The 20,910-nt window shown below is 73.9% G+C and carries 8 protein-coding genes and 1 pseudogene; 5 read left to right on the top strand and 4 right to left on the bottom strand.

Going from position 1 to position 20,910, the window contains the following annotated elements:
• The first annotated feature begins 4 nt into the window (after window positions 1–4).
• From NZH93_RS42330 to NZH93_RS42320, 3 genes are all read left to right on the top strand, one after another.
• The gene (locus NZH93_RS42330) at window positions 5–1,087 is read left to right on the top strand and encodes an HAD-IIIC family phosphatase (protein WP_259628974.1); all 1,083 of its coding nucleotides are present in this window, start codon (window positions 5–7) and stop codon (window positions 1,085–1,087) included.
• Complete coding sequence (locus NZH93_RS42325) at window positions 1,080–1,748, top strand: O-methyltransferase (protein WP_259628973.1); 669 nt, start codon at window positions 1,080–1,082, stop codon at window positions 1,746–1,748. Before NZH93_RS42330 ends, NZH93_RS42325 begins: the two co-directional genes overlap by 8 nt.
• 185 nt (window positions 1,749–1,933) lie before the next feature.
• Window positions 1,934–2,341 (top strand): alpha/beta fold hydrolase, encoded by a 408-nt coding sequence (locus NZH93_RS42320; RefSeq protein WP_259628972.1) that lies wholly within the window; start codon window positions 1,934–1,936, stop codon window positions 2,339–2,341.
• An 80-nt stretch (window positions 2,342–2,421) separates the two neighbouring features.
• On the opposite strand, the gene NZH93_RS42315 is transcribed toward NZH93_RS42320, so the two are convergent.
• Window positions 2,422–2,679 carry an acyl carrier protein gene (locus NZH93_RS42315; protein ID WP_259628971.1) on the bottom strand — a complete coding sequence of 86 codons (258 nt, stop codon included), beginning with the start codon at window positions 2,677–2,679 and terminating at the stop codon, window positions 2,422–2,424.
• Window positions 2,676–3,557, bottom strand: coding sequence for a 3-hydroxyacyl-CoA dehydrogenase family protein (locus NZH93_RS42310; RefSeq protein WP_259628970.1), 882 nt, complete (start codon window positions 3,555–3,557; stop codon window positions 2,676–2,678). Before NZH93_RS42310 ends, NZH93_RS42315 begins: the two co-directional genes overlap by 4 nt.
• A gap of 165 nt (window positions 3,558–3,722) precedes the next feature.
• On the opposite strand from NZH93_RS42310, the gene NZH93_RS42305 reads away from it, so the two are divergent.
• Window positions 3,723–4,931: a cytochrome P450 gene (locus tag NZH93_RS42305; protein WP_259628969.1), complete on the top strand. Its 1,209-nt coding sequence runs from the start codon at window positions 3,723–3,725 to the stop codon at window positions 4,929–4,931.
• Between the two features lie 45 nt (window positions 4,932–4,976).
• Here the strand turns inward: NZH93_RS42305 and NZH93_RS42300 are convergent, their stop codons facing one another.
• Window positions 4,977–5,279 carry a hypothetical protein gene (locus NZH93_RS42300; RefSeq protein WP_259628968.1) on the bottom strand — a complete coding sequence of 101 codons (303 nt, stop codon included), beginning with the start codon at window positions 5,277–5,279 and terminating at the stop codon, window positions 4,977–4,979.
• A 115-nt stretch (window positions 5,280–5,394) separates the two neighbouring features.
• Window positions 5,395–6,597 (bottom strand): cytochrome P450, encoded by a 1,203-nt coding sequence (locus tag NZH93_RS42295; protein ID WP_259628967.1) that lies wholly within the window; start codon window positions 6,595–6,597, stop codon window positions 5,395–5,397.
• A gap of 327 nt (window positions 6,598–6,924) precedes the next feature.
• Here NZH93_RS42295 and NZH93_RS42280 point away from each other — a divergent pair.
• Window positions 6,925–20,880 (top strand): annotated as a pseudogene (locus NZH93_RS42280) (type I polyketide synthase); the annotation flags it as partial.
• Window positions 20,881–20,910 lie beyond the last annotated feature (30 nt).

Below are 20,910 nucleotides of genomic sequence, written 5' to 3'. Positions count from 1 at the left end.
CGGCATGACAGACGATCGGGTGATCGTGAAGTGCCTGGTGTGGGACCTCGACAACACGCTGTGGCGGGGCACCCTCGCCGAGGGCGACGACGTGGTCGTGCCGGAGGAGGTCCGGCGGGTGGTCGCCGAACTGGACGCCCGCGGCGTCCTCCAGTCGGTGGCCAGCAAGAACGACCACGACCTCGCGTGGGCGCGGCTCGAACAGGTCGGGCTGGCCGAGTACTTCGTCCTGCCGCACATCGGCTGGGGACCGAAGTCCGCGTCCGTGCGGGCCATCGCGGAACGGCTGAACTTCGCCGAGTCCACCATCGCGTTCGTGGACGACCAGCCCACCGAACGCGCCGAGGTCGCCTTCCACCTGCCCGAGGTGCGCTGCTACCCGGCCGAGCGGGCGGCGGACCTGGTGGGGCTGGCCGAGTTCAGCCCGCCGGTGGTCACCGAGGACTCGGCGCGACGCCGGAGGATGTACCAGGCCGGGTTCCGCCGCGACGCCGAGCGGGAGGGCTTCACCGGCCCCGACGAGGACTTCCTCCGCACCCTGGACCTGCGCATGACCGTCGTCCGCGCCACCGAGCGGGAACTGGCCCGCGCGGCGGAGTTGACGCTGCGCACCAGCCAGATGAACGCGACCGGCGTGCCCTACGACGACGACGCGCTGCGCGGGCTGATGTCCGACCCGGAGCACGAGGTGCTGGTGGTAGGCATGTCCGACCGGTTCGGTCCGCACGGCGCGGTCGGGATCGTCCTGCTGCGCCGCGGGTCCGACGTGTGGCACCTGAAACTGCTCGCCACCTCCTGCCGGGTGGTCGCGTTCGGCGCGGGCAGCACCCTGCTCAACTGGATCGTCGACCGCGCCGCGCGCGCAGGCGTGCACCTGGCGGCCGACTTCCGACCGACCGACCGCAACCGCATGATGGACATCGCCTACCGCTTCGCCGGGTTCGACGACGAGGCCTGCGGGTGCCTCCTCCCGCTGGGACCCGTCGCCGTCGACGGTGTGCAACGCCTGCACCTGCTGCCCGAACCGCGACCGGTGTCGCCGGTAGTGACGCTCGACGCGGTCGACCTGGAGGTGGCCCATGGCTGAGCAGGTGGACGTCTCGGTTGCGCTGGCCGAGTACGTGCGCGAGATGTCGTTGCGGGAGGACGAGGTCCTCCGCGAACTGCGGGAGGAGACGGCGGAACTGCCGGGCGGCCGCTCGTTGCAGGTGATGCCGGAGGAGGGGCAGTTCCTGGGACTGCTGGTGAGCCTGCTGGGTGCCAGGTCGGTCCTGGAACTGGGCACCTACACCGGGTACAGCACGCTGTGCCTCGCCAGGGCGCTGCCGTCCGACGGTCGGCTGGTGACCTGCGACATCACCGCCCGCTGGGCCGACATCGGCGTCCCGTTCTGGCGGCGGGCCGGGGTGGCGGACCTGATCGACCTGCGCGTCGGCCCCGCCGAGTCCACGATGGACGAGCTGCTGGCAGCCGGTGAGGCGGACGGGTTCGACCTGGTGTTCGTCGACGCCGACAAGGCCGGGTACCCCGCCTACTACGAGCGAGCGGTGCGCCTGGTGCGCCCCGGAGGGTTGGTGGTGCTGGACAACACGCTGTTCTTCGGCCGCGTCGCCGACCCCTCGGTGACCGACCCGGACACCGAGGGCGTGCGCAAGGCCAATGCCCTGATCCGCGACGACCAGTCGGTGGACATCGTCCTGCTGCCCGTGGCGGACGGCTTGACGTTGGTGCGCCGCAAGACCGGGTGACGTGCTCGGGCGCTCACGGCAGCGCCCGAGCACAGGAGTGGCTTACGGTCGTCGGTGTGGCCGACGCCGTGGTGTTCCCAGGAGGGAGGTCCGGGCCGACGACACCACTGACCACGCACGTGGGTGAGGTGGCCGGGCGACGTGGCGCGACTGTGCACCGGCACGTATGGTCCGGGAAGCCGCCGATGCCGTGGGGTCCGCAGGTCGGGGAGTGGGTGCGGGGTGAGGTCACCGCGGTGCTCGACGTCGTCGGCGGGAAGCCGTTGCTGATCGGCAAATCGCTGGGCACCGTCGCGGCGGCAGTGGCCGCGGAGCGCTCGTTGCCGGCGCTGTGGCTCACGCCGTTGCTGACCGAGGCGTGGGTGGCGGCCGCGTTGAGCCGGGCGAGCGTCCCGTTCCTGCTGGTCGGCGGCACCGCTGACGAGTGGTGGGACGGCTCGCTGGCTCGCAGGCTGTCACCGCACGTCGTGGAGGTGGCGGGTGCGGACCACAACATGGGCGTACCCGGCTCACCAACCGGCTCGATCGAGGTGCTCAGTCGAGTCGTCGTCGCCGCGGAGGAGTTCCTCGACTCGATCGGTTGGCCGGGCTGAGTGCAGGCAGGTCGTGGTCAACGCATCAGGCCGGTGGTCGCGTACCACCGGCCTGATGCGTTGACGGGTGTCCGGCGTCCTCAGGCGCCGTCGCGCAGCCGGACCACCAGCTCCACCATGGCCTTCACCGTGCGGAAGTTCGCCAGTTTCAGGTTCGCCCCGGAGATGGCCACGCCGTAGCGCTGTTCCAGGTGCACCACCAGTTCCATCGCGAACAGCGACGACAGCCCACCTTCGCCGAACAGGTCGCGGGTGGGGGTCCAGTCGGCCTTCGTGCGGGTCTCCAGGAAGTCGATCAGCTCCTGCTCGATGGTGTCCGGGGTGGCCGAGACCGTCATGGGTGCGCCTCTTCGTAGTCGTAGAAACCGCGACCGCTCTTGCGGCCGTGGTGACCGTCGCGGACCTTCGCCAGCAGCAGGTCGCACGGGCGGCTGCGGTCGTCGCCCACGCGGCGGTGCAGCACGTCCAACGCGTCGACGAGGTTGTCGATGCCGATCAGGTCGGCGGTGCGCAGCGGGCCGGTGGGGTGGCCGAGGCAGCCGCGCATGAGCGCGTCGACGTCCTCGGCGGACGCCACGCCCTCCTGCACCAGGCGGGCGGCGTCGTTGATCATCGGGTGCAGCAGCCTGCTGGTGACGAAACCCGGTGAGTCGCGGACGACGATGGGCGTGCGGCGCAGTTCGCCCAGGAACTTCTTCGCCGCCGCGACCACGTCCGCCGCGGTGCGCGGGCCGGGGACGACCTCGACGGTGGTGATCAGGTAGGCCGGGTTCATGAAGTGCGTGCCCAGCAGGTCCGCCGGACGGGTCACGGAGGCCGCCAGCTCGTCGATGGGGATGGACGAGGTGTTGGAGATGATCGGGGTGCCTGCCGACACGGTCGCGGAGACCTGGGCCAGCACGGCGGCTTTCGTGGCCGGGTCCTCGACGACGGCCTCGACGACGACCACCGGGGCCGGGCCGGAGAGGGCGTCGGACAGGGACGTGGTCGTGGTGAGCGGGCCGGGCGCGGTGTCCGGCGGGGTCGCGCCGAGCAGCGCCGCGGTCCGCAGGCTGTGCGCGACGGTGACCTCGGCCCGGTCCAGGACCGCGCGGTCCACGTCCACCAGCGTCACGGGAACGCCGTGCGCGAGCGCGAGCGTGGTGATGCCGGTGCCCATCACGCCCGCGCCGACGACGACGAGTGGTTGGGCCTCCTCGCGTGCCGCTGCCGTCACGGGACCTCCTCGCACCTGGACCGGGTTCTCGGCGGTCATGGTCGGGTGCCGCCGCTATCGTCCGGATAGCGCCGCCGTCCGCTAGGGCCGCGCTATGGCGCCTGGCTAGCCTTCCCGACCGGCAGGCAGGGCCGGGTCACCCGGCGAGCACCGGGAGAGGACACCGTGGACAGCACTCAGGCCGAGCCGGTCGGCTACCCGTTCAACCGCGCCGAAGACCTGGAACTGGACGAGCGCTACGCGCGGTCGCGAGCGGGCCGGGACCTGGTCCGGGTCACGATGCCCTACGGCGAGGAGGGTTGGCTCGCCACCCGCCACGAGGACGTGCGGCTCGTGTTGGGGGACCAGCGCTTCAGCCGGGCCGCGGCAGCGGCGGCGGGTCTCAAGGAGCCGCGCACGTCACCGCAGACCGTCGGCCCCGGCGTGATCCTGTCGATGGACCCGCCGGAGCACTCCCGCGTCCGCAGGCTCGCGGGCAAGGCGTTCACCCACCGCAACGTGGAACGGTTGCGCCCCAAGGCCCAGCAGGTCGCGAACGACCTGGTGGACCGGATGGTCGAGCACGGCTCGCCGGTCGACCTCATCGAGAACTTCGCGTCCCCGCTGCCCGTCACGATGATCTGCACGATGCTCGGCGTGCCCGTGGCCGACCAGCACCAGTTCCTCGACTGGTCCGAGGTGTTCGCGTCGGCGACCACCCTGAGCGAGGCGGAGACCCAGCAGCGCCTGGGCAGCCTGGTCCAGTACATGTCGGCACTGCTGCGGCAGCGCCAGGAGGAACCCGCCGACGACCTGCTCAGCGGCCTCGTGCTGGCGCGCGACCAGGACGACCGGTTCACCGCCGACGAGATCCTCAGCCTGGCGATCGTGCTGCTCGGCGCCGGGCACGAGAACATCACCAGCCAGATCCCCAACTTCGTCTACACCCTCCTGCGCCACCCGGAGGAGCTGGCGCGGCTGCGGGCGGACCCGGCGCTGGTGCCGCAGGCCGTCGAGGAGCTGATGCGGTACATCCCGCTCGGCCTCGGCCCCGTCCTGGCCCGCTACGCCCTGGTCGACGTCCAGGTCGGCGGCGTGCTGGTTCGCGCGGGGGAACCGGTGGTGGCGTCGCTCGGCTCGGCCAACCGCGACGAGGACGTGTTCGAACAGGCCGACGAACTGGACCTGACCCGGCACCCCGGCCCGCACGTCGGGTTCGGCCACGGCCCCCACCACTGCCTCGGCGCGGCACTGGCGCGGATGGAGATGCAGGTGGCGCTGGAAACGCTGCTGGAGCGCTTCCCGGACCTGCGCGTCGCCGTCCCCGAGGAAGAGCTGAAGTGGCGCACCGGCACGTTCATGCGCAGCGTCGTGGAACTGCCCATCACCTGGTGACGGGAAAGGGCGGGGCCGCCACCGGCGGCCCCGCCCTCGTCGCTCTCAGTCCTCGCCGCGGTAGCCCCGCAGTTCACGACGCGCCTCGTGGCGGCTGCGACGGCGGTCCTCACGGCGGAAGTAGTAGTCCGTGCACGAGCGGCACCCGTTGTTCAGGTTGAACAGGTGGTGGTAGTTGCCGGTCCAGTGGCAGCCGCTCGGACGCCTGTTCATGGACGTGCTGTCGACGGTGATCTCGTCCGGCAGCGTGCACGGCCCGTACCGGTGGTCGTGCACCGGAACGCAGGTCACCATGCGCTCGTCCGCCACCTGCACCCACAGGGGCCGGGTCTTGTCGGTCCTGCTCATACGGTCGCCTTTCGGCTCCGTGACGCCCCTGGCTGGGGCTGTCATGAGAGCGGGTGCACCGTGATCACCTCCGACTGCGCTGGACGGGTCGTCGAACCGATGTTACGCCAAACGCTCACCACGCCACGGGAAGTGCTTCCACCCCGCGGATCAGCACGCCCTCGCGCCACTTGACGTCCTCCGGCTCCACGGCGAGCCGCAGCTCCGGGAAGCGGCGCAGCAGCGTGCCGAGGGTGACCTGGAGGTCGAGGCGGGCCAGTTGCGCGCCGATGCAGTGGTGCGGCCCGAACCCGAACGTCAGGTGCTGGATGTTCTTCCGGTCCAGGTCCAGCACGTCCGCGTCCGGGAACACGTCCGCGTCGCGGTTGGCCGAGGCGATGTCGGCCACCAGGGTCTCACCCGCCCGCACGGTCACGTCGCCGAACTCCACGTCCTCCCGCGCGACCGTGCCGAACGCGCCACCGGAGTTGATCGGGACGTGCCGCAGCAGCTCCTCCACCGCCTGGTTGATCAGCTCCGGGCGGTCGCGCAGCTTCGCCAGCTCGTCCGGCGTGGTGAGCAGCGTGTAGGTGAAGTTGAGGACGGTGTTGAGGATCGTCTCGTGCCCGCCGACCAGCAGCGCGACCGCGAGCGACGCCAGCTCGATCTCGCTGAGCCGGTCCTCGCCGTCCACCGCCGTGACGAGCGTGCTGAGCACGTCCTCACCCGGCTCCGCGCGCTTGGCGGCGACCAAACCGTTGAGGTAGCCCAGGAACTGGGCGATCGACGCCTGCGCCTCGTCCGAGGTGAACACCCCGGACATGATCGTCTCGGTGAGCACGCGGAAATCGGCGCGCTCGGCCACCGGGACGCCCAGCACCTCGCAGATCACCATCACCGGCAGCGGCTCCGCGACGAACTTCTTCAGGTCGGCGGGCGAGCCGTGCGCGACCATCTCGTCCAGCAGCCCGTCGACGATCTCCTGCACCCGCGGGCGCAGCTTCTCGATGCGCCGCACCGTGAACGCCTTGGCCATGAACCGCCGCACCCTGGTGTGGTCGGGGCCGTCCATGGTCAGCACCGACCCGACGGGCGGCGTGCCCGGCACCATGCGCGGCGCCTCCTCGCCCAGCTCGGCCGACGCCGCCCGGCTGAACCGGGGGTCCGACTGGGCCGTCCGCACCGACGAGTGCCGCACGGCCAGCCACGCCTCACCGCCGTAGGGCATCCGCACCTTCGCCACCGGCGCCTCATCACGGGCTTCGCGGTACCACGGGTCCGCGCTCAGTCGGCTGGTGTCGCCGACGGGGTACTGCGGCGTCGTTTCCTGCGTGCTCATGCGATTCCTCCCGGACCGGTCCCCGAGGCGGCCCGTGCCGGATCGTCACGGCCGGACGTCCGCGCGGTGGCCCGGTCGTTCGGGTGACCTCGGACGTGATGATCGGGTATCGGCACTATCGTCCCGATAGCGCAGCCGCTCAGCGCGTTGTCGCTGGTGAAGGGCGATATTTCCGCGCTATGCGCGCTTCTTAGCTTGGGCTGGGTCCGGGAGGGCCGCCGAGTTCTGCGCGGAAGTCGAAGACGGGGTAACCAATGTTCTGGCACGGGTCACGGCGCGCGGGCGACCACTTCGGGACGGTCTGATCACATGGCCCAGGACGAGAAGCTGCTCGGGTACCTGCGCCGCGCGGTCGGGGAGTTGGCCGACGCCCGCGCCCAGGTGAAGGACCTGGAGGCCAAGGCGGGCGAGCCGATCGCGATCGTCGCGATGAGCTGCCGCTACCCCGGTGGGGTGCGCTCGCCGGAAGACCTGTGGGACCTGCTCGTCGAAGGACGCGACGCCGTCGCCGAGTGGCCGGAGGACCGCGGCTGGAACACCGCCGACCTGTACCGGCCGGGAGCACCGGTGCCGGGCAAGACCTTCTGCCGCGAAGGCGGTTTCCTCGACGACGCGGGCGACTTCGACGCCGGGTTCTTCGGCGTGTCCCCGAACGAGGCACTGGCGATGGACCCTCAGCAGCGGCTGGTGCTGGAAACCTCGTGGGAAGCCGTGGAACGGGCCGGGATCGCGCCGAGTTCGTTGCGCGACAGCCGAACCGGCGTGTTCGTCGGCGCCATCGACAACGGCTACGGCTCGTCCGCGTTCGACGTACCCCCTGGCGCGGAGGGGTTCCTGGACACCGGGACGCACACCAGCGTCGTGTCCGGCCGGGTCGCCTACACGCTCGGGCTGCGCGGCCCCGCGGTCACCGTGAACACGGCCTGCTCGTCGTCGCTGGTGGCACTGCACCTCGCGTCCCGCGCGCTGCGCGCGGGCGACTGCTCACTGGCCATCGCGGGCGGCGTGACGGTCATGCCCGTGCCCGACCCCTTCGTGTCGTTCAGCCAGCAGGGCGGCCTCGCCCCGGACGGGCGCTGCAAGGCGTTCGGCGCGGGCGCCGACGGCACCGGCTGGTCCGAGGGCGTCGGGATCGTGCTGCTGGAACGGCTGTCCGACGCCGTGCGCAACGGTCGCCGCGTCCTCGCGGTGCTGCGGTCGAGCGCGGTCAACCAGGACGGCGCCAGCAACGGCCTGTCCGCCCCGAACGCCACCGCGCAGCGCGAGGTCATCCGCGACGCGCTGGCCGCCGCCGACCTCGCGCCGATCGACGTGGACGCCGTGGAAGCGCACGGCACCGGCACCCGGCTCGGCGACCCGATCGAAGCCGGGGCGCTGCTGGCGGAGTACGGCGCCCACCGCGACGCCGACCGTCCACTGTGGCTCGGGTCGCTGAAGTCCAACATCGGCCACACGTCCGCCGCGGCGGGCATCGGCGGTGTGATCAAGATGGTGCAGGCCCTGCGGCACGAACTGCTGCCGCGCACCCTGCACGCCGAGGAGCCCTCGCCGTTCGTGGACTGGTCCGTGGGCGAGGTCCGGCTGCTGTCGGAGGCCCGCGACTGGCCCGCGTCCGACCGGCCCCGCCGAGCGGGCGTGTCGGCGTTCGGCATCAGCGGCACCAACGCGCACGTGATCCTCGAAGAAGCACCGCCGGTCGAGTCCCCTGAAGTCGTCGAGGTCGACGGTGTGGTGCCGTGGGTGCTGTCGGCTCGTTCCGGCGCGGCGCTCCGGGCGCAGGCCGCCGGGCTGTCGTCCTGGCTGAGCGGGCACGGTGACGTGCGGCCCGCGGACGTGGCCGCGTCGTTGGCGGCGAGCAGGTCCGCCTGGGAGCACCGGGCCGTCATGGTCGGGCGTGAGACGGGTGATTTCGCCGCACGGCTGGACGTCCTCGCCGACGGCGGCCTGCCCACCGACGGCGCTGTGCTCGGCACCGGGCCGGTGAAGTCGGATGGCCGGGTGGTGTTCGTGTTCCCCGGTCAGGGGTCGCAGTGGGTCGGCATGGGTGTCGAGCTGTTGGCGTCCTCGCCGGTCTTCGCGGAGCGGATGACCGAGTGCGAAGAGGCTTTGCGGCCGTTCGTGGACTGGTCGTTGCGTGAAGCGTTGGCGGATGAAGCCCTGTTGTTGCGGGTGGATGTCGTGCAGCCGGTGCTGTGGGCCGTGATGGTGTCGCTGGCTCACCTGTGGCGTTCGGCGGGTGTCGAGCCGTCGGCCCTGGTGGGCCATTCGCAGGGTGAGATCGCGGCGGCTGTGGTGGCGGGTGCGTTGTCCCTTGAGGACGGTGCTCGGGTCGTCGCGTTGCGCAGCAAGGCGATCGGCAAGTTGGCCGGTCGTGGCGGCATGGTGTCGGTGGCCGCCCCACTGGCCGAGGTCGAAGCGCTCCTCGGTGACGGCGTGTCCGTCGCGGCGGTCAACGGGCCCGGCGCGATCGTCGTGTCCGGGGACACCGCCGCACTGGAGGAGTTCATCGCCCGGTGCGGCTCGACGAGCGTGCGGCGGATCGCGGTGGACTACGCCTCGCACTCCGCCGTGGTGGAGGAGATCCGCGACGAGCTGGCGGAGGTCCTGCGGGACGTCGCCGCGGTGGCGCCGGAGGTGCCGTGGTGCTCGACGGTGACCGGCGACTGGGTCCGCGACGCTTCCGCGAACGCCGACTACTGGTACCGCAACCTGCGGCAACGGGTGCGGCTCGCCGACGTCGTGCGGACGCTGGTGGGGGACGGGTTCGGCGTGTTCGTCGAGCCCAGCGCCCACCCCGTGCTCACCCTCGCCGTGCACGACACCGCCGAGCAGGCAGGCGCTGACATCGCTGTCATCCCCACGCTGCGCCGCGACCAGGGCGGGCCGGGCACGTGGGCGCTCGCCCTCGGCCACGCGTGGACCGCCGGGGTGGCCGTCGACTGGGCCGCCGTGCTGCCGGCGGGTGCCGTGCGCACGCCGGACCTGCCCACCTACCCGTTCCAGCGCAAGCGCTACTGGCTCCCGATGAAGTCCACCGTGGACGATTCGGTGAACGGCCTCGACGACTGGGGCTACGCCGTCGCCTGGACCCCGCTCGCGGTCAGGGAGGACGCTCCGCTCGACGGCCGGTGGCTCGTCGTCACACCGCCGGACCTGGACGCCGACGTGCTTGCCGCCGTCCTCGAAGCCGTGGGACCCGAGGCGGTGACGATCACCGCGATCGACCGCGAAGCGCTCGCCGACGCCACCGGTGTGCTGTCCCTGCTCGCCTTGGACGAACGCCCGCACCCCGATCACCCGTTCCTGCCCAGCGGCGTCGCGAGCACGCTCGACCTGGTCCAGGCGCTCGACGGGACCGCCCCGCTCTGGTGCGTCACCCGAGGCGCCGTGACGACCGGCGCCGACGACCCGGTGACGAGTCCGGCCCAGCAGGTCGCCTGGGGGCTCGGTCGGGTCGCGGCCCTCGAACACCCCGGCCGCTGGGGCGGTCTCGTCGACCTGCCCGCGGCCCTCGACTCCTCGACGGCGCCGCTGCTGGCCCGAGCCCTCACCGGAGCGGGCCCGGAGGACCAGATCGCGGTCCGCGCGAACGGCCTGTCGGTGCGGCGGCTGGTGCGGACGGCACTGCCCGCGGACACGGCGTGGCGACCCACGGGCACCACGCTGATCACCGGGGGTACGGGCGGCATCGGGGTCCAGCTCGCCGAGTGGCTGGCCGGGCGCGGCGCGGACCGCGTGGTGCTGATGAGCCGGGGCGGTGTCGCACCGGCCGACCTTGTCGGGCGCGCCGCCGCGCTCGGCACCGAGATCACCGCCGTGGCCTGCGACGTCGCCGACGCCGACGCGCTGCGCGACGCGGTCGCGGGCCTGCTGGCCGACGGCCACCACATCGGCACCGTGCTGCACGCCGCCGCGTCCGGCGAGCTGGTCGCACTGGCCGACACCGACGTGGCCGAGTTCGCCGCCACCGCGCGGGCCAAGGTGGCGGGCGCGGTCAACCTGGACGCGGAGTTCGGCGCCGACGTCACCGACTTCGTGCTGTTCTCCTCCATCTCCGGCGTGTGGGGCAGTGCCGTGCACGGCGCCTACGCCGCGTCCAACGCCTTCCTCGACGGGCTCGCCGAGCACCGCCGCGGCCGTGGCCTGGCGGCGACCTCGATCGCCTGGGGCATCTGGGACCCCGCCGAGGGCGGAGGCATGGCCGCCGACCTCGCCGAGGACCGGCTGCTGGCCCAGGGCATCCCGTTCATGGACCCGGCCACCGCGCTCGACGGCCTCGGTCGCATCCTCGCTGGCGACGACGCCCTGACCATCTGCGCCGCGGTGGACTGGACCCGGTTCGCGCCGGTGTTCACCTCCGCGCGCCCCAGCCCGCTGATCGCCGACCTGCCCGAGGTGCGGCGCGCCCTGGGCGGCCAGGACGAGGAACCCGACGACGGCAACGACGTCGCGGCCCTGCTGCGCGACCGGCTGCGCGGCCTGTCCGCGGCCGACCGGCTCAACGCTCTGGCGGACCTCGTCCGCGACCAGACCGCGGGCGTGCTCGGGTACGACTCGCCGGACGAGATCGCCGACGGCCGCGCGTTCCGCGACCTGGGCTTCGACTCGCTGACCGCCGTGGCCATGCGCGACCGCCTGGCCACCGTGACCGGGCTGCCGCTGCCGGTGACCGTCGTGTTCGACCACTCCAGCGTGACCGCGCTGGCCAAGCACCTGGTCGAGAAGCTGTTCGGCGGCCAGGACGACACCGTGCTGCCCGCGGTGGCCGTTGCCGACGACGACCCGATCGTCATCGTGGGCATGGCCTGCCGGTTCCCCGGTGACGTCCAGAGCCCAGAGGACTTCTGGCGGCTGATGGCCGACGGCCGCGACGCCTACACGGACCTGCCGCTGGACCGCGGCTGGGACGTCGAGGGCAGCTACGACCCCGACCCGGACCGAGCAGGCCACAGCTACGTGCGCGGCGGGTACTTCCTGCACGACGCCGACCGCTTCGACCCCGGCTTCTTCGGCATCTCGCCCCGCGAGGCGCTGGCCATGGACCCGCAGCAGCGGCTGGCGCTGGAACTGGCGTGGGAGTCGTTCGAACGGGCGGGCGTCCCGACCGACGGGCTGCGCGGCGCACCGGTCGGCGTGTTCGTCGGCGCGGCCTACCAGGGTTACGGCGGCGACCCGGCCAAGGCCGACCCGACCGTCGAGACCCACATCGTCGCGGGCATCTCCACCAGCGTGCTGTCCGGCCGGGTGTCCTACACGTTCGGGCTGGAGGGGCCGGCGATCACCGTGGACACCGCGTGCTCGTCCGGACTGGTCGCCCTGCACCTGGCCGCGCGGTCGCTGCGCGGCGGTGAGTGCACGCTGGCGCTGGCCGGTGGTGTCACGGTCATGGGCGCGCCGCTCGCGTTCGGCACCTACAGCAGGCAGCGCGCGCTGGCCGTCGACGGCCGGTCGAAGGCGTTCGCCGAGGGCGCCGACGGGTTCGGCATCGGCGAAGGCGCCGGTTTCGTGCTGCTGGAACGGCTGTCGACCGCCCGCGCGGCGGGCCGCCGGGTGCTGGCCGTGCTGCGGTCGAGCGCGGTCAACCAGGACGGCGCCAGCAACGGGCTCACCGCGCCCAGCGGCACCGCGCAGCAGCGCGTCCTCCGCCAGGCGCTGGCCGGGGCGGGACTCGCGGCGTCCGAGGTGGACGTCGTGGAGGCGCACGGCACCGGCACCCGGCTCGGCGACCCGATCGAGGCCCAGGCGGTGCAGGCGGTCTACGGCCAGGGCCGCGAGCCCGGCCGTCCGCTGCTGCTCGGCTCGGTGAAGTCGAACATCGGCCACACCCAGGCCGCGTCCGGCCTGGCCGGGGTGATCAAGGTGGTGCTGGCGTTCGAGCACGGCGTCCTGCCGCGCACGCTGCACGTCGGCACCCCGTCGCCGTTCGTGGACTGGGCGTCCGCGCCGGTCGAACTGGCCACCGAGACCCGACCGTGGGAGACCGGCGGGCGGCCCCGACGGGCAGGGGTGTCGGCGTTCGGGCTCAGCGGCACCAACGCGCACGTGATCCTGGAACAGCCCGCTCCGGAGGCACCCGCCGTACCCGCGGAGTCGGGTCCGGTGGCGTGGCTGCTGTCCGCGCGCACCCCGGAAGCGCTGCGGGACCAGGCTTCGCGGCTGCTGGCGGTGGACGGCGACCCGGTCGACGTGGCGCGGTCGTTGGCGACCGCGCGGACCGCGTTCGACCACCGCGCCGCCGTAATCGGCGAGGACGCCGAGAGCCTCACGGCCGGGCTGCGGGCGCTGGTCGCGGACAAGTCCGCGACCGGTGTGGTCCGCGGTGCCGTGGGCAAGCGGGGCAGGACCGCGTTCGTGTTCCCCGGCCAAGGCGTCGAGTGGTTGGGCATGGGACTGGAGCTGGCCGAGCGCTACCCGGTGTTCGCCGACCGGCTGCGCGAGTGCGACGAGGCGTTCCGCGCGCACGTGGACTGGTCCGTGCTCGACGTGCTGCGCGGCGACGGGCCGGGCCTGGACCGGGTCGACGTCGTGCAACCGGCGCTGTTCTCGGTCATGGTCTCGCTGGCCGCGCTGTGGCGGTCGCTCGGTGTGCGGCCGGACGCGGTGGTCGGGCACTCGCAGGGCGAGGTCGCAGCGGCCTGCGTCGCGGGCGCGCTGACGCTGGCCGACGCCGTCACCGTCGTGGCGCTGCGCAGCCGTGCGCTGCGGGCGACGATCGGCACCGGCGGCATGATGTTCGTCCTCCGGCCGCGTGCCGAGGTGCTGGACAGGCTCGCGCCGTGGCCGAGCCTGTCGGTGGCCGCGGTGAACGGCCAAGCCGCGGTGACCGTCGCGGGTGACGTGGCCTCGCTGGAGGAGTTCGGCGCGGCGCTGGCGCAGGACGGCGTGTGGCGGTGGATCGTGCCCGGCGTCGACTTCGCCGCGCACTCGCCGCAGGTCGAGTCCCTGCACGAAGAACTGCTGACCGCGCTGGCCGGGATCCGGCCCCGCGCGGCCCAGGTGCCGTTCTACTCGACCGTGACCGGCGGCCTCTTCGACACCACGGGCCTGAACGCCCAGTACTGGTACGACAACCTGCGCCGCCCGGTGGACTTCCTGACCGCCACGCGGTCGCTGCTCGCCGACGGGCACCGCACGTTCGTCGAGTGCAGCGCCCACCCGGCGCTGCTGACGAACGTGGAGGAGATCGCCGAACACGCGGGCGAGTCGGTGGCGGCGGTCGGTTCCCTGCGCCGGGACGACGGGGGAGCGGTCCGGCTGCTCACGTCCCTGACCGCCCTGCACGTCCGCGGCGGCCGGGTGGACTGGCCGTCCGCCCTGCCGAACGGCCGCGTGGTGCCGCTGCCCACCTACGCCTTCCAGCGCGAGCGGTACTGGCTGCCGCCCGCCGTGGCCAAGGCGTCCGGTCAGTCCGAAGTGGAGCGCCACTTCTGGGACGCCGTCACCAGCGGCGAGGGCCTGCCCGCGGAACTGGACCCGCTGCGTCCCGCCCTGCCCGCGCTGTCCGAGTGGTACCGGGCGGGCCGCGAGCAGACCGCCGTGGACGCCTGGCGCTACCGCACCGGCTGGCAGCCGCTGACCCTCGGATCCCGGCGCCTGTCGGGGACCTGGCTCGTGCTGCTCCCCGAGTGCGACCCGCCGACCGTGCTGCTCGACGCCCTGCGCGACCGGGGCGCGTCCGTGGTGACCGTGGAGGTCGGCGACGACCGGACCACCGCGGCCGACCGCATCCGGCTGGCCACCGCCGAGAGCGCGCCCGTCGGCGTGCTCTCGCTGTGCTCGCTCGACCACCCCGAGGCCGAGACCGGCCTGCTGCGCGCCGTCGCGGTGATCCAGGCCGTCGCCGACGCGGGGATCGCCGCGCCACTGTGGTGGGCCACGCAGGGTGCGGCCACCGATCCGGCCCAGGCGATGCTCTGGGGTCTCGGCGTCGTGGCGGGCGTGGAGAACCCGAGCCGGTGGGCGGGACTGGTCGACCTCCCGGCCGACGTGGACGCCAGGGCCGCCGGACGGGTCGCGGCGGTGCTCGCGGACGCGGACGGCGAGGACCAGGTCGCCGTGCGCGCGTCCGGCGCGTTCGGTCGACGGCTGCACCGCGCGGCCTCGGGCTCGGGCGGCACGGCGTGGCGGTCCGACGGCACGGTGCTCGTCACCGGCGGCACGGGAGCGCTCGGCGGCCACGTCGCCCGCTGGCTGGCCGACCTGGGCGCCCGGCACCTGCTGCTCACGAGCCGCGGCGGGCACGCGCCCGAAGACCTGGTGCGGGACCTGGAAGACCGCGGTGCGCGAGTCACGGTCGTGGCCTGCGACGCCGCCGACCGCGACCGGCTGGCCGAGGTGCTCGCCGCCGTCCCGGCCGACGCCCCGCTGACCGCCGTGTTCCACCTGGCCGGTGTCCTGGACGACTCGGTCGTCGGCGCGATCACCCCCGACCGGGCCCGCGGCGTGCTGCGGCCCAAGGTCGCGGGAGCCCGGAACCTGCACGAGCTGACCCTGCACCTCGACCTGTCCGCGTTCGTGCTGTTCTCCTCGCTCGCCGCCACCCTCGGCGGCGCGGGCCAAGCCGTCTACGCGGCGGCCAACGCCTACCTCGACGGTCTCGCCGAGCAGCGGCGGGCGGCCGGTCTCCCGGCCACCTCCGCGGCGTGGGGGCTGTGGGCGGCGGACGGACTGGCCGGTGGCGCGGTCGGTGAGCGGATCGCCCGCGACGGCCTGCCCGCCATGCCGCCGGACCGCGCGCTGGCCGCGCTGCGGCGGTCCCTCACGCTGGGCGACACCCGCGTGGTGATCGGCGACTTCGACTGGCAGCGCTACGCCCACGTGTACACCACGGCCCGCCCGACCCGGATGTTCGCCGACCTGCCCGAGGCGGTCGTGCCGGACGCCGTGCGACCCGCGCTGACCGCCGTGGCCGCCGCCGAACGGGACCGGCTGCTGCTGGACCTGGTGCGCGACACCGTCGCCGACGTACTCGGTCACGCCGACCCCAAGGCAATCGACGTGCACCGCGCCTTCCAGGACCTCGGCTTCGACTCCGTGACCGCCGTGGAGCTGCGCAACCGGCTGGCCGAACGGACCGGCGTGCCGCTGTCGGTGACGCTGGTGTTCGACCACCCGTCGGTGGAGGCGCTCGTCGCCCACCTGCGGGCCGGGCTGGTCGGGGACGACGAACCCGCCGCCGCGCCGGTGGCGCGCGAGGCACCGGCCGACGACCCGATCGCGATCGTGGCGATGAGCTGCCGCTTCCCCGGCGGCGTCAGCACCCCGGAGGAGTTCTGGGACCTGCTCGACAGCGGCACCGACGCCATCTCCGACTTCCCGACCAACCGCGGCTGGGACCTGGGCGGCCTGTTCGGCGACCGCGCGGGCCAGACGTCCGCGCGGCAGGGCGGGTTCCTGCACGACGCCGCCGACTTCGACCCGGCGTTCTTCGGCATCTCGCCCCGCGAGGCGCTGACCATCGACCCGCAGCAGCGGCTCCTGCTGGAGACCGCGTGGGAGGCGTTGGAACGCGCGGGCATCGACCCGACCTCGCTTCGCGGCAGCGACACGGGCGTCTACATCGGCTCCAGCCACCACGAGTACGGGTCACGCCTGACCGAACCCGCCGAGGAGTACGAGGGCTACCTCGGGATCGGCAGCGCGGGCAGCGTCGCCTCCGGCCGCGTCTCCTACGTGCTCGGCCTCGAAGGACCGGCCGTCACGGTGGACACCGCGTGCTCGTCGTCGCTGGTCGCGCTGCACATGGCCGTGCGCTCCCTGAGGTCCGGCGAGTCGTCGCTCGCACTGGTCGGCGGGGCGACGATCATGGCGACGCCCACCACGTTCGTCGAGTTCAGCAGGCAGGCCGGGCTCGCCACCGACAGCCGGTGCAAGCCGTTCTCCGCGAGCGCCGACGGCACCGCGTGGGGCGAGGGCATCGGCCTGGTCCTGGTGGAACGCCTGTCCGACGCCCGCCGCAACGGCCACCCCGTCCTCGCGGTCGTGCGCGGGACGGCGGTCAACCAGGACGGCGCGTCCAACGGCTTGACCGCGCCGAACGGGCCGTCGCAGCAGCGGGTCATCCGGGCCGCGCTCGCGGACGCCGGCATCACCGCGGACGGCGTGGACGTCGTCGAGGCGCACGGCACCGGCACGAAGCTGGGCGACCCCATCGAGGCGCAGGCGCTGCTGTCCACCTACGGCCGGGACCGCGAAACCCCCGTGCTGCTGGGCTCGGTGAAGTCCAACATCGGCCACACCCAGGCCGCCGCGGGCATGGCGGGCATCTTCAAGGTCGTGCTCGCGCTGCGCCACGGCGTGGTGCCCGCGACGCTGCACTTCGACGCGCCCAGCCCGCACGTGGACTGGACCGCCGGGTCCGTGCGGGTGGTGTCCGAGCGGACCCCGTGGCCCGCCATGGACCGACCGCGTCGGGCAGGCGTGTCCGGCTTCGGCGTGAGCGGCACCAACGCGCACACCATCATCGAGCAGGCTCCCGCGCCGGCCGAGGAGCCGGAGCGGCTCGCCGAGCCCAGGACGGTCCCGTGGCCGCTGTCCGCGCACAGCCCGGAAGCGCTGCGGGCCCAGGCCGCCCGGCTGCGGGACGCGCTGGCCGAGCGGGACGCCGTCCCGGCCGACATCGGGTTCTCGCTGGCCACCACCCGTGCCGCGCTGGAACACCGCGCGGTCGTCGTCGGCGACGACGGCACCGAACTGCTCGACCGGTTGGCCGCGCTCGCCGAGCAGGGCGACGACTGGGACGGCGTGCGGGCCGTGGCGGCCCGCACGGGCCGCACCGCGTTCCTGTTCCCCGGCCAGGGCAGCCAGCGGCCGGGCATGGGCGTCGGGCTGTACGCCGCGTTCCCCGCCTACGCCGACGCGTTCGACGCCGTGTGCGCGGCGTTCGAACCGCTGCTGGACCGGCCGTTGCGGGACGTCGTGTTCGACCAGGACCCGACGCTGCTGGACCGCACGGAGTACACCCAGCCCGCGCTGTTCGCCGTCGAGACCGCACTCTTCCGGCTGCTGGAGCACTGGGGCGTCCGACCGGACTTCCTGATGGGCCACTCCATCGGCGAACTCGCCGCCGCGCACGTGGCGGGCGTGTTCTCGCTCCCCGACGCGGCGGTGCTGGTCGCGGCACGGGGGCGGTTGATGCAGTCCGCCCGTGCCGACGGGCTCATGGTGTCGCTGCGGGCGACCGAGGACGAGGTGGTCGCGCACGGGGCCGCCGTGGACATCGCCGCGGTGAACGGCCCCACCTCCGTGGTCGTGTCCGGTGACGAGACCGAGGTGCTGGCCGTCGCCGCGCACTTCAGCGGACTCGGCCGCCGCGTCAAGCGGCTGCGCACCAGCCACGCCTTCCACTCGGCGCACCTGGACCCGGTGCTCGCCGCGTTCCGCGAGGTCGCGGAGGGCCTGACCCTGCACGCGCCCGTGCTGCCGATCGTCTCCAACGTCACCGGCACCACGACCGAGGACATCGCGACCCCCGGCTACTGGGTGGAGCACGCCCGGCGGGCCGTCCGGTTCGCCGACGGCGTCGCCGCGCTGGTCCGCGAGGGCGTCACGACGTTCCTCGAACTCGGGCCGGACGCCCAGCTCACCGCGCTGGTCCCGGAGTCCCTGCCCGTCGACGACACCGACCGGGCCGCCATCACCGTGCTGGACCGGCGGGTGCCGGAGGAGCGGTCCGCCGTGACCGCGCTGGCCCGCGTCCACGCCAGGGGGGTCCCGGTCGACTGGGCCGCGCTGCCCGGCCGCCGCGTCGACCTGCCCACCTACGCGTTCCAGCGCCGCCGCTACTGGCTGGACGCGCCGCCCGGAGCGGGTGGCGCGGTCGCGGTCGGGCTCGACGCGGTCGACCACCCGCTGCTGGGCGCGGGAACGGAACTGCCCGAGACCGGCGGTCACCTGTTCTCCGCCCGTGTCGGCACGGCCGCGCAGCCGTGGCTGGCCGACCACGGGGTGTTCGGCACCGCCGTGTTCCCGGCGACGGCGTTCCTGGAACTGGCCGTCCGTGCGGGCGACGAGACCGGCTGCCCCCGCGTGGCGGAACTGACCCTGGAAGCGCCGCTGACCCTGCCCGCGTCCGGCGGGGCCGACCTGCGCCTGACCGTGGCCGCGCCCGACGCCGCAGGTCAGCGCACGCTCACCGTGCACGCCCGCGCCACACCCGGTGGGCCGTGGACGCGGCACGCCAGCGCGGTGCTCACCGCCGAGGTGCCCGTCGAGGCCGTCGACCTCACCGAGTGGCCGCCGCCCGGCGCCGAGCCGGTGGACGTCGCCGACCTGTACGACCGGCTCGACGCGGGCGGGTTCGCCTACGGGCCCGCCTTCCGCGGGCTGAGCGCGGTCTGGCGGCGCGGGGACGAGGTGTTCGCCGAAGCCCGGCTGCCGGAGGAGCGCCTACCGGAGGCGGCGGCGTTCGCGCTGCACCCGGCGCTGCTGGACAGCGCGCTGCACTCGCTCGCCTTCAGCGTCCTCGCGGGCCGGGACGGCGGGTGGCTGCCGTTCGCGCTCAGCGGCGTCCAGGTGCACGCTTCCGGCGCGGGGTCGGTGCGGCTGCGGCTCGTGCCCAACGGCCGGGACTCGGTGGCGGTGCACGTGGCCGACGCCGCAGGCCTGCCGGTCGCCACCGTCGACTCGCTCGTGCTGCGGCCCGTGTCGGCCGACCGGGTGCGCCCCGCCGTCGTGCTCGACCCGCTGTACCGGATGGTGTGGCAGGAGGTCCAGGGCGGCGCCCCCGACCAGGTCGACGCGGACGTGGTGGACCTGCCCCGGATCGCCGACCCCGCCGACCTCCCCGCCGCCGTGCACGCCGCGACCACCAGGACGTTGGCGCTGCTGCGGAACCGGCTGGCCGACCGGCCCGACACCCGGCTGGTGCTCGTCACCCACGGCGCGATCGCGGCCGAGCCGGACGACGACGTGCCGGACCTCGTGCACGCGGCGGTGTGGGGCCTGGTGCGCACCGCGCAGACCGAACACCCCGGCCGTTTCGTGCTCGTCGACACCGACGACCACCCCGACTCGGCCGGGGCGCTGGCAGGCGCCGTGGCCAGTGGCGAACCGCAACTGGTGCTGCGCGGCGGTGTCGTGCGCGCCGGCCGGTGGACCCGCTCCGAGGACACCACCGCCGACGCGGACTGGGACACCACCGGCACCGTGCTCATCACCGGCGGCACGGGCGGGATCGGCGCCGAGGTGGCCCGCCACCTGGTGACCGTCCACGGCGTTCGGCACCTGGTGCTGGCGAGCCGCAGCGGTCCCGCCGCCGACTGCGCGGCCGACCTGGCCGTGCTCGACGCGGACGTCCGGATCGTCGCCTGCGACATCACCGACCGGACGGCGCTGGCCGCGCTCGTGGACGGCCTGCCGGACGACCGGCCGCTGGCCGGGGTCGTGCACTGCGCGGGCGTGGTCGCGGACGGCCTGCTGGAAACCCTCACCGACGAGCAGGTGGCGACCGCGCTGCGACCGAAGGTCGACGCCGCCGTGCACCTGCACGAGCTGACCGCGTCCCGCCACCCCGCCCGGTTCGTCCTGTTCTCGTCGATCGCCGCGGCCTTCGGCGGGGCGGCGCAGGGCAACTACGCGGCGGGCAACGCGTTCCTGGACGCGCTGGCCCACCGGCGGCGGGCCAGCGGACTGCCCGCGCTGTCGATCGAGTGGGGCCTGTGGGCCACCGAGCGCGGCATGAGCGGGCAGCTCACCGCGGGTGACCTGCGCCGCATCGCGCGCGGCGGCATCGTCCCGTTCACCGTCGCCGAGGGGCTGGCGCTGTTCGACCGGGCCGTCGCGGCCGACCTGCCGGTCGTGGCGCCGCTGCGGCTGGACACCGCGGCGCTGGCGGGCCAGGACGTGCCCGCGTTCCTGCGCGGGATCGTCCCGGCCACGCGCCGGACGGCCACCGCGGCGGGGCAGGACAGCGCCGGTCTGGCCGACCGGTTGCGGCCGCTGACGCCCGAACGGCGTCGTCGCGCGGTGCTGGACCTGGTGCGCGTCCAGGTCGGCACGGTGCTGGGCGCGCCGGGCACGGCGGTCCCGGCGGGCAAGGGCCTGCTGGACCTCGGGTTCGACTCGCTGACCGCCGTCGAGCTGCGCAACCGGCTCGCCTCCGCGACCGGCCTGCGGCTGCCCGCGACGCTGCTGTTCGACCACCCCACGGCAGGCGCCATCGCCGATCACCTTGTGGCCGGGCTGGTGCCGGTGGAAGCGGTGGAAGAGCTGGTCAGCGCCCTGGACGTGACCAGCGACGACGAGCTGTTCGCGCTGATCGACAACGAACTCGGCACCTCGTGACGGGTGCCCACGAAGTGCCGACCGTGAGGA

Origin of the sequence: Umezawaea endophytica (assembly GCF_025061645.1) — a bacterium.
Taxonomy (GTDB): domain Bacteria; phylum Actinomycetota; class Actinomycetes; order Mycobacteriales; family Pseudonocardiaceae; genus Umezawaea; species Umezawaea endophytica.
Note: the sequence above shows the minus strand (reverse complement) of the source record. Positions and strands in the feature narration are given on the sequence as shown.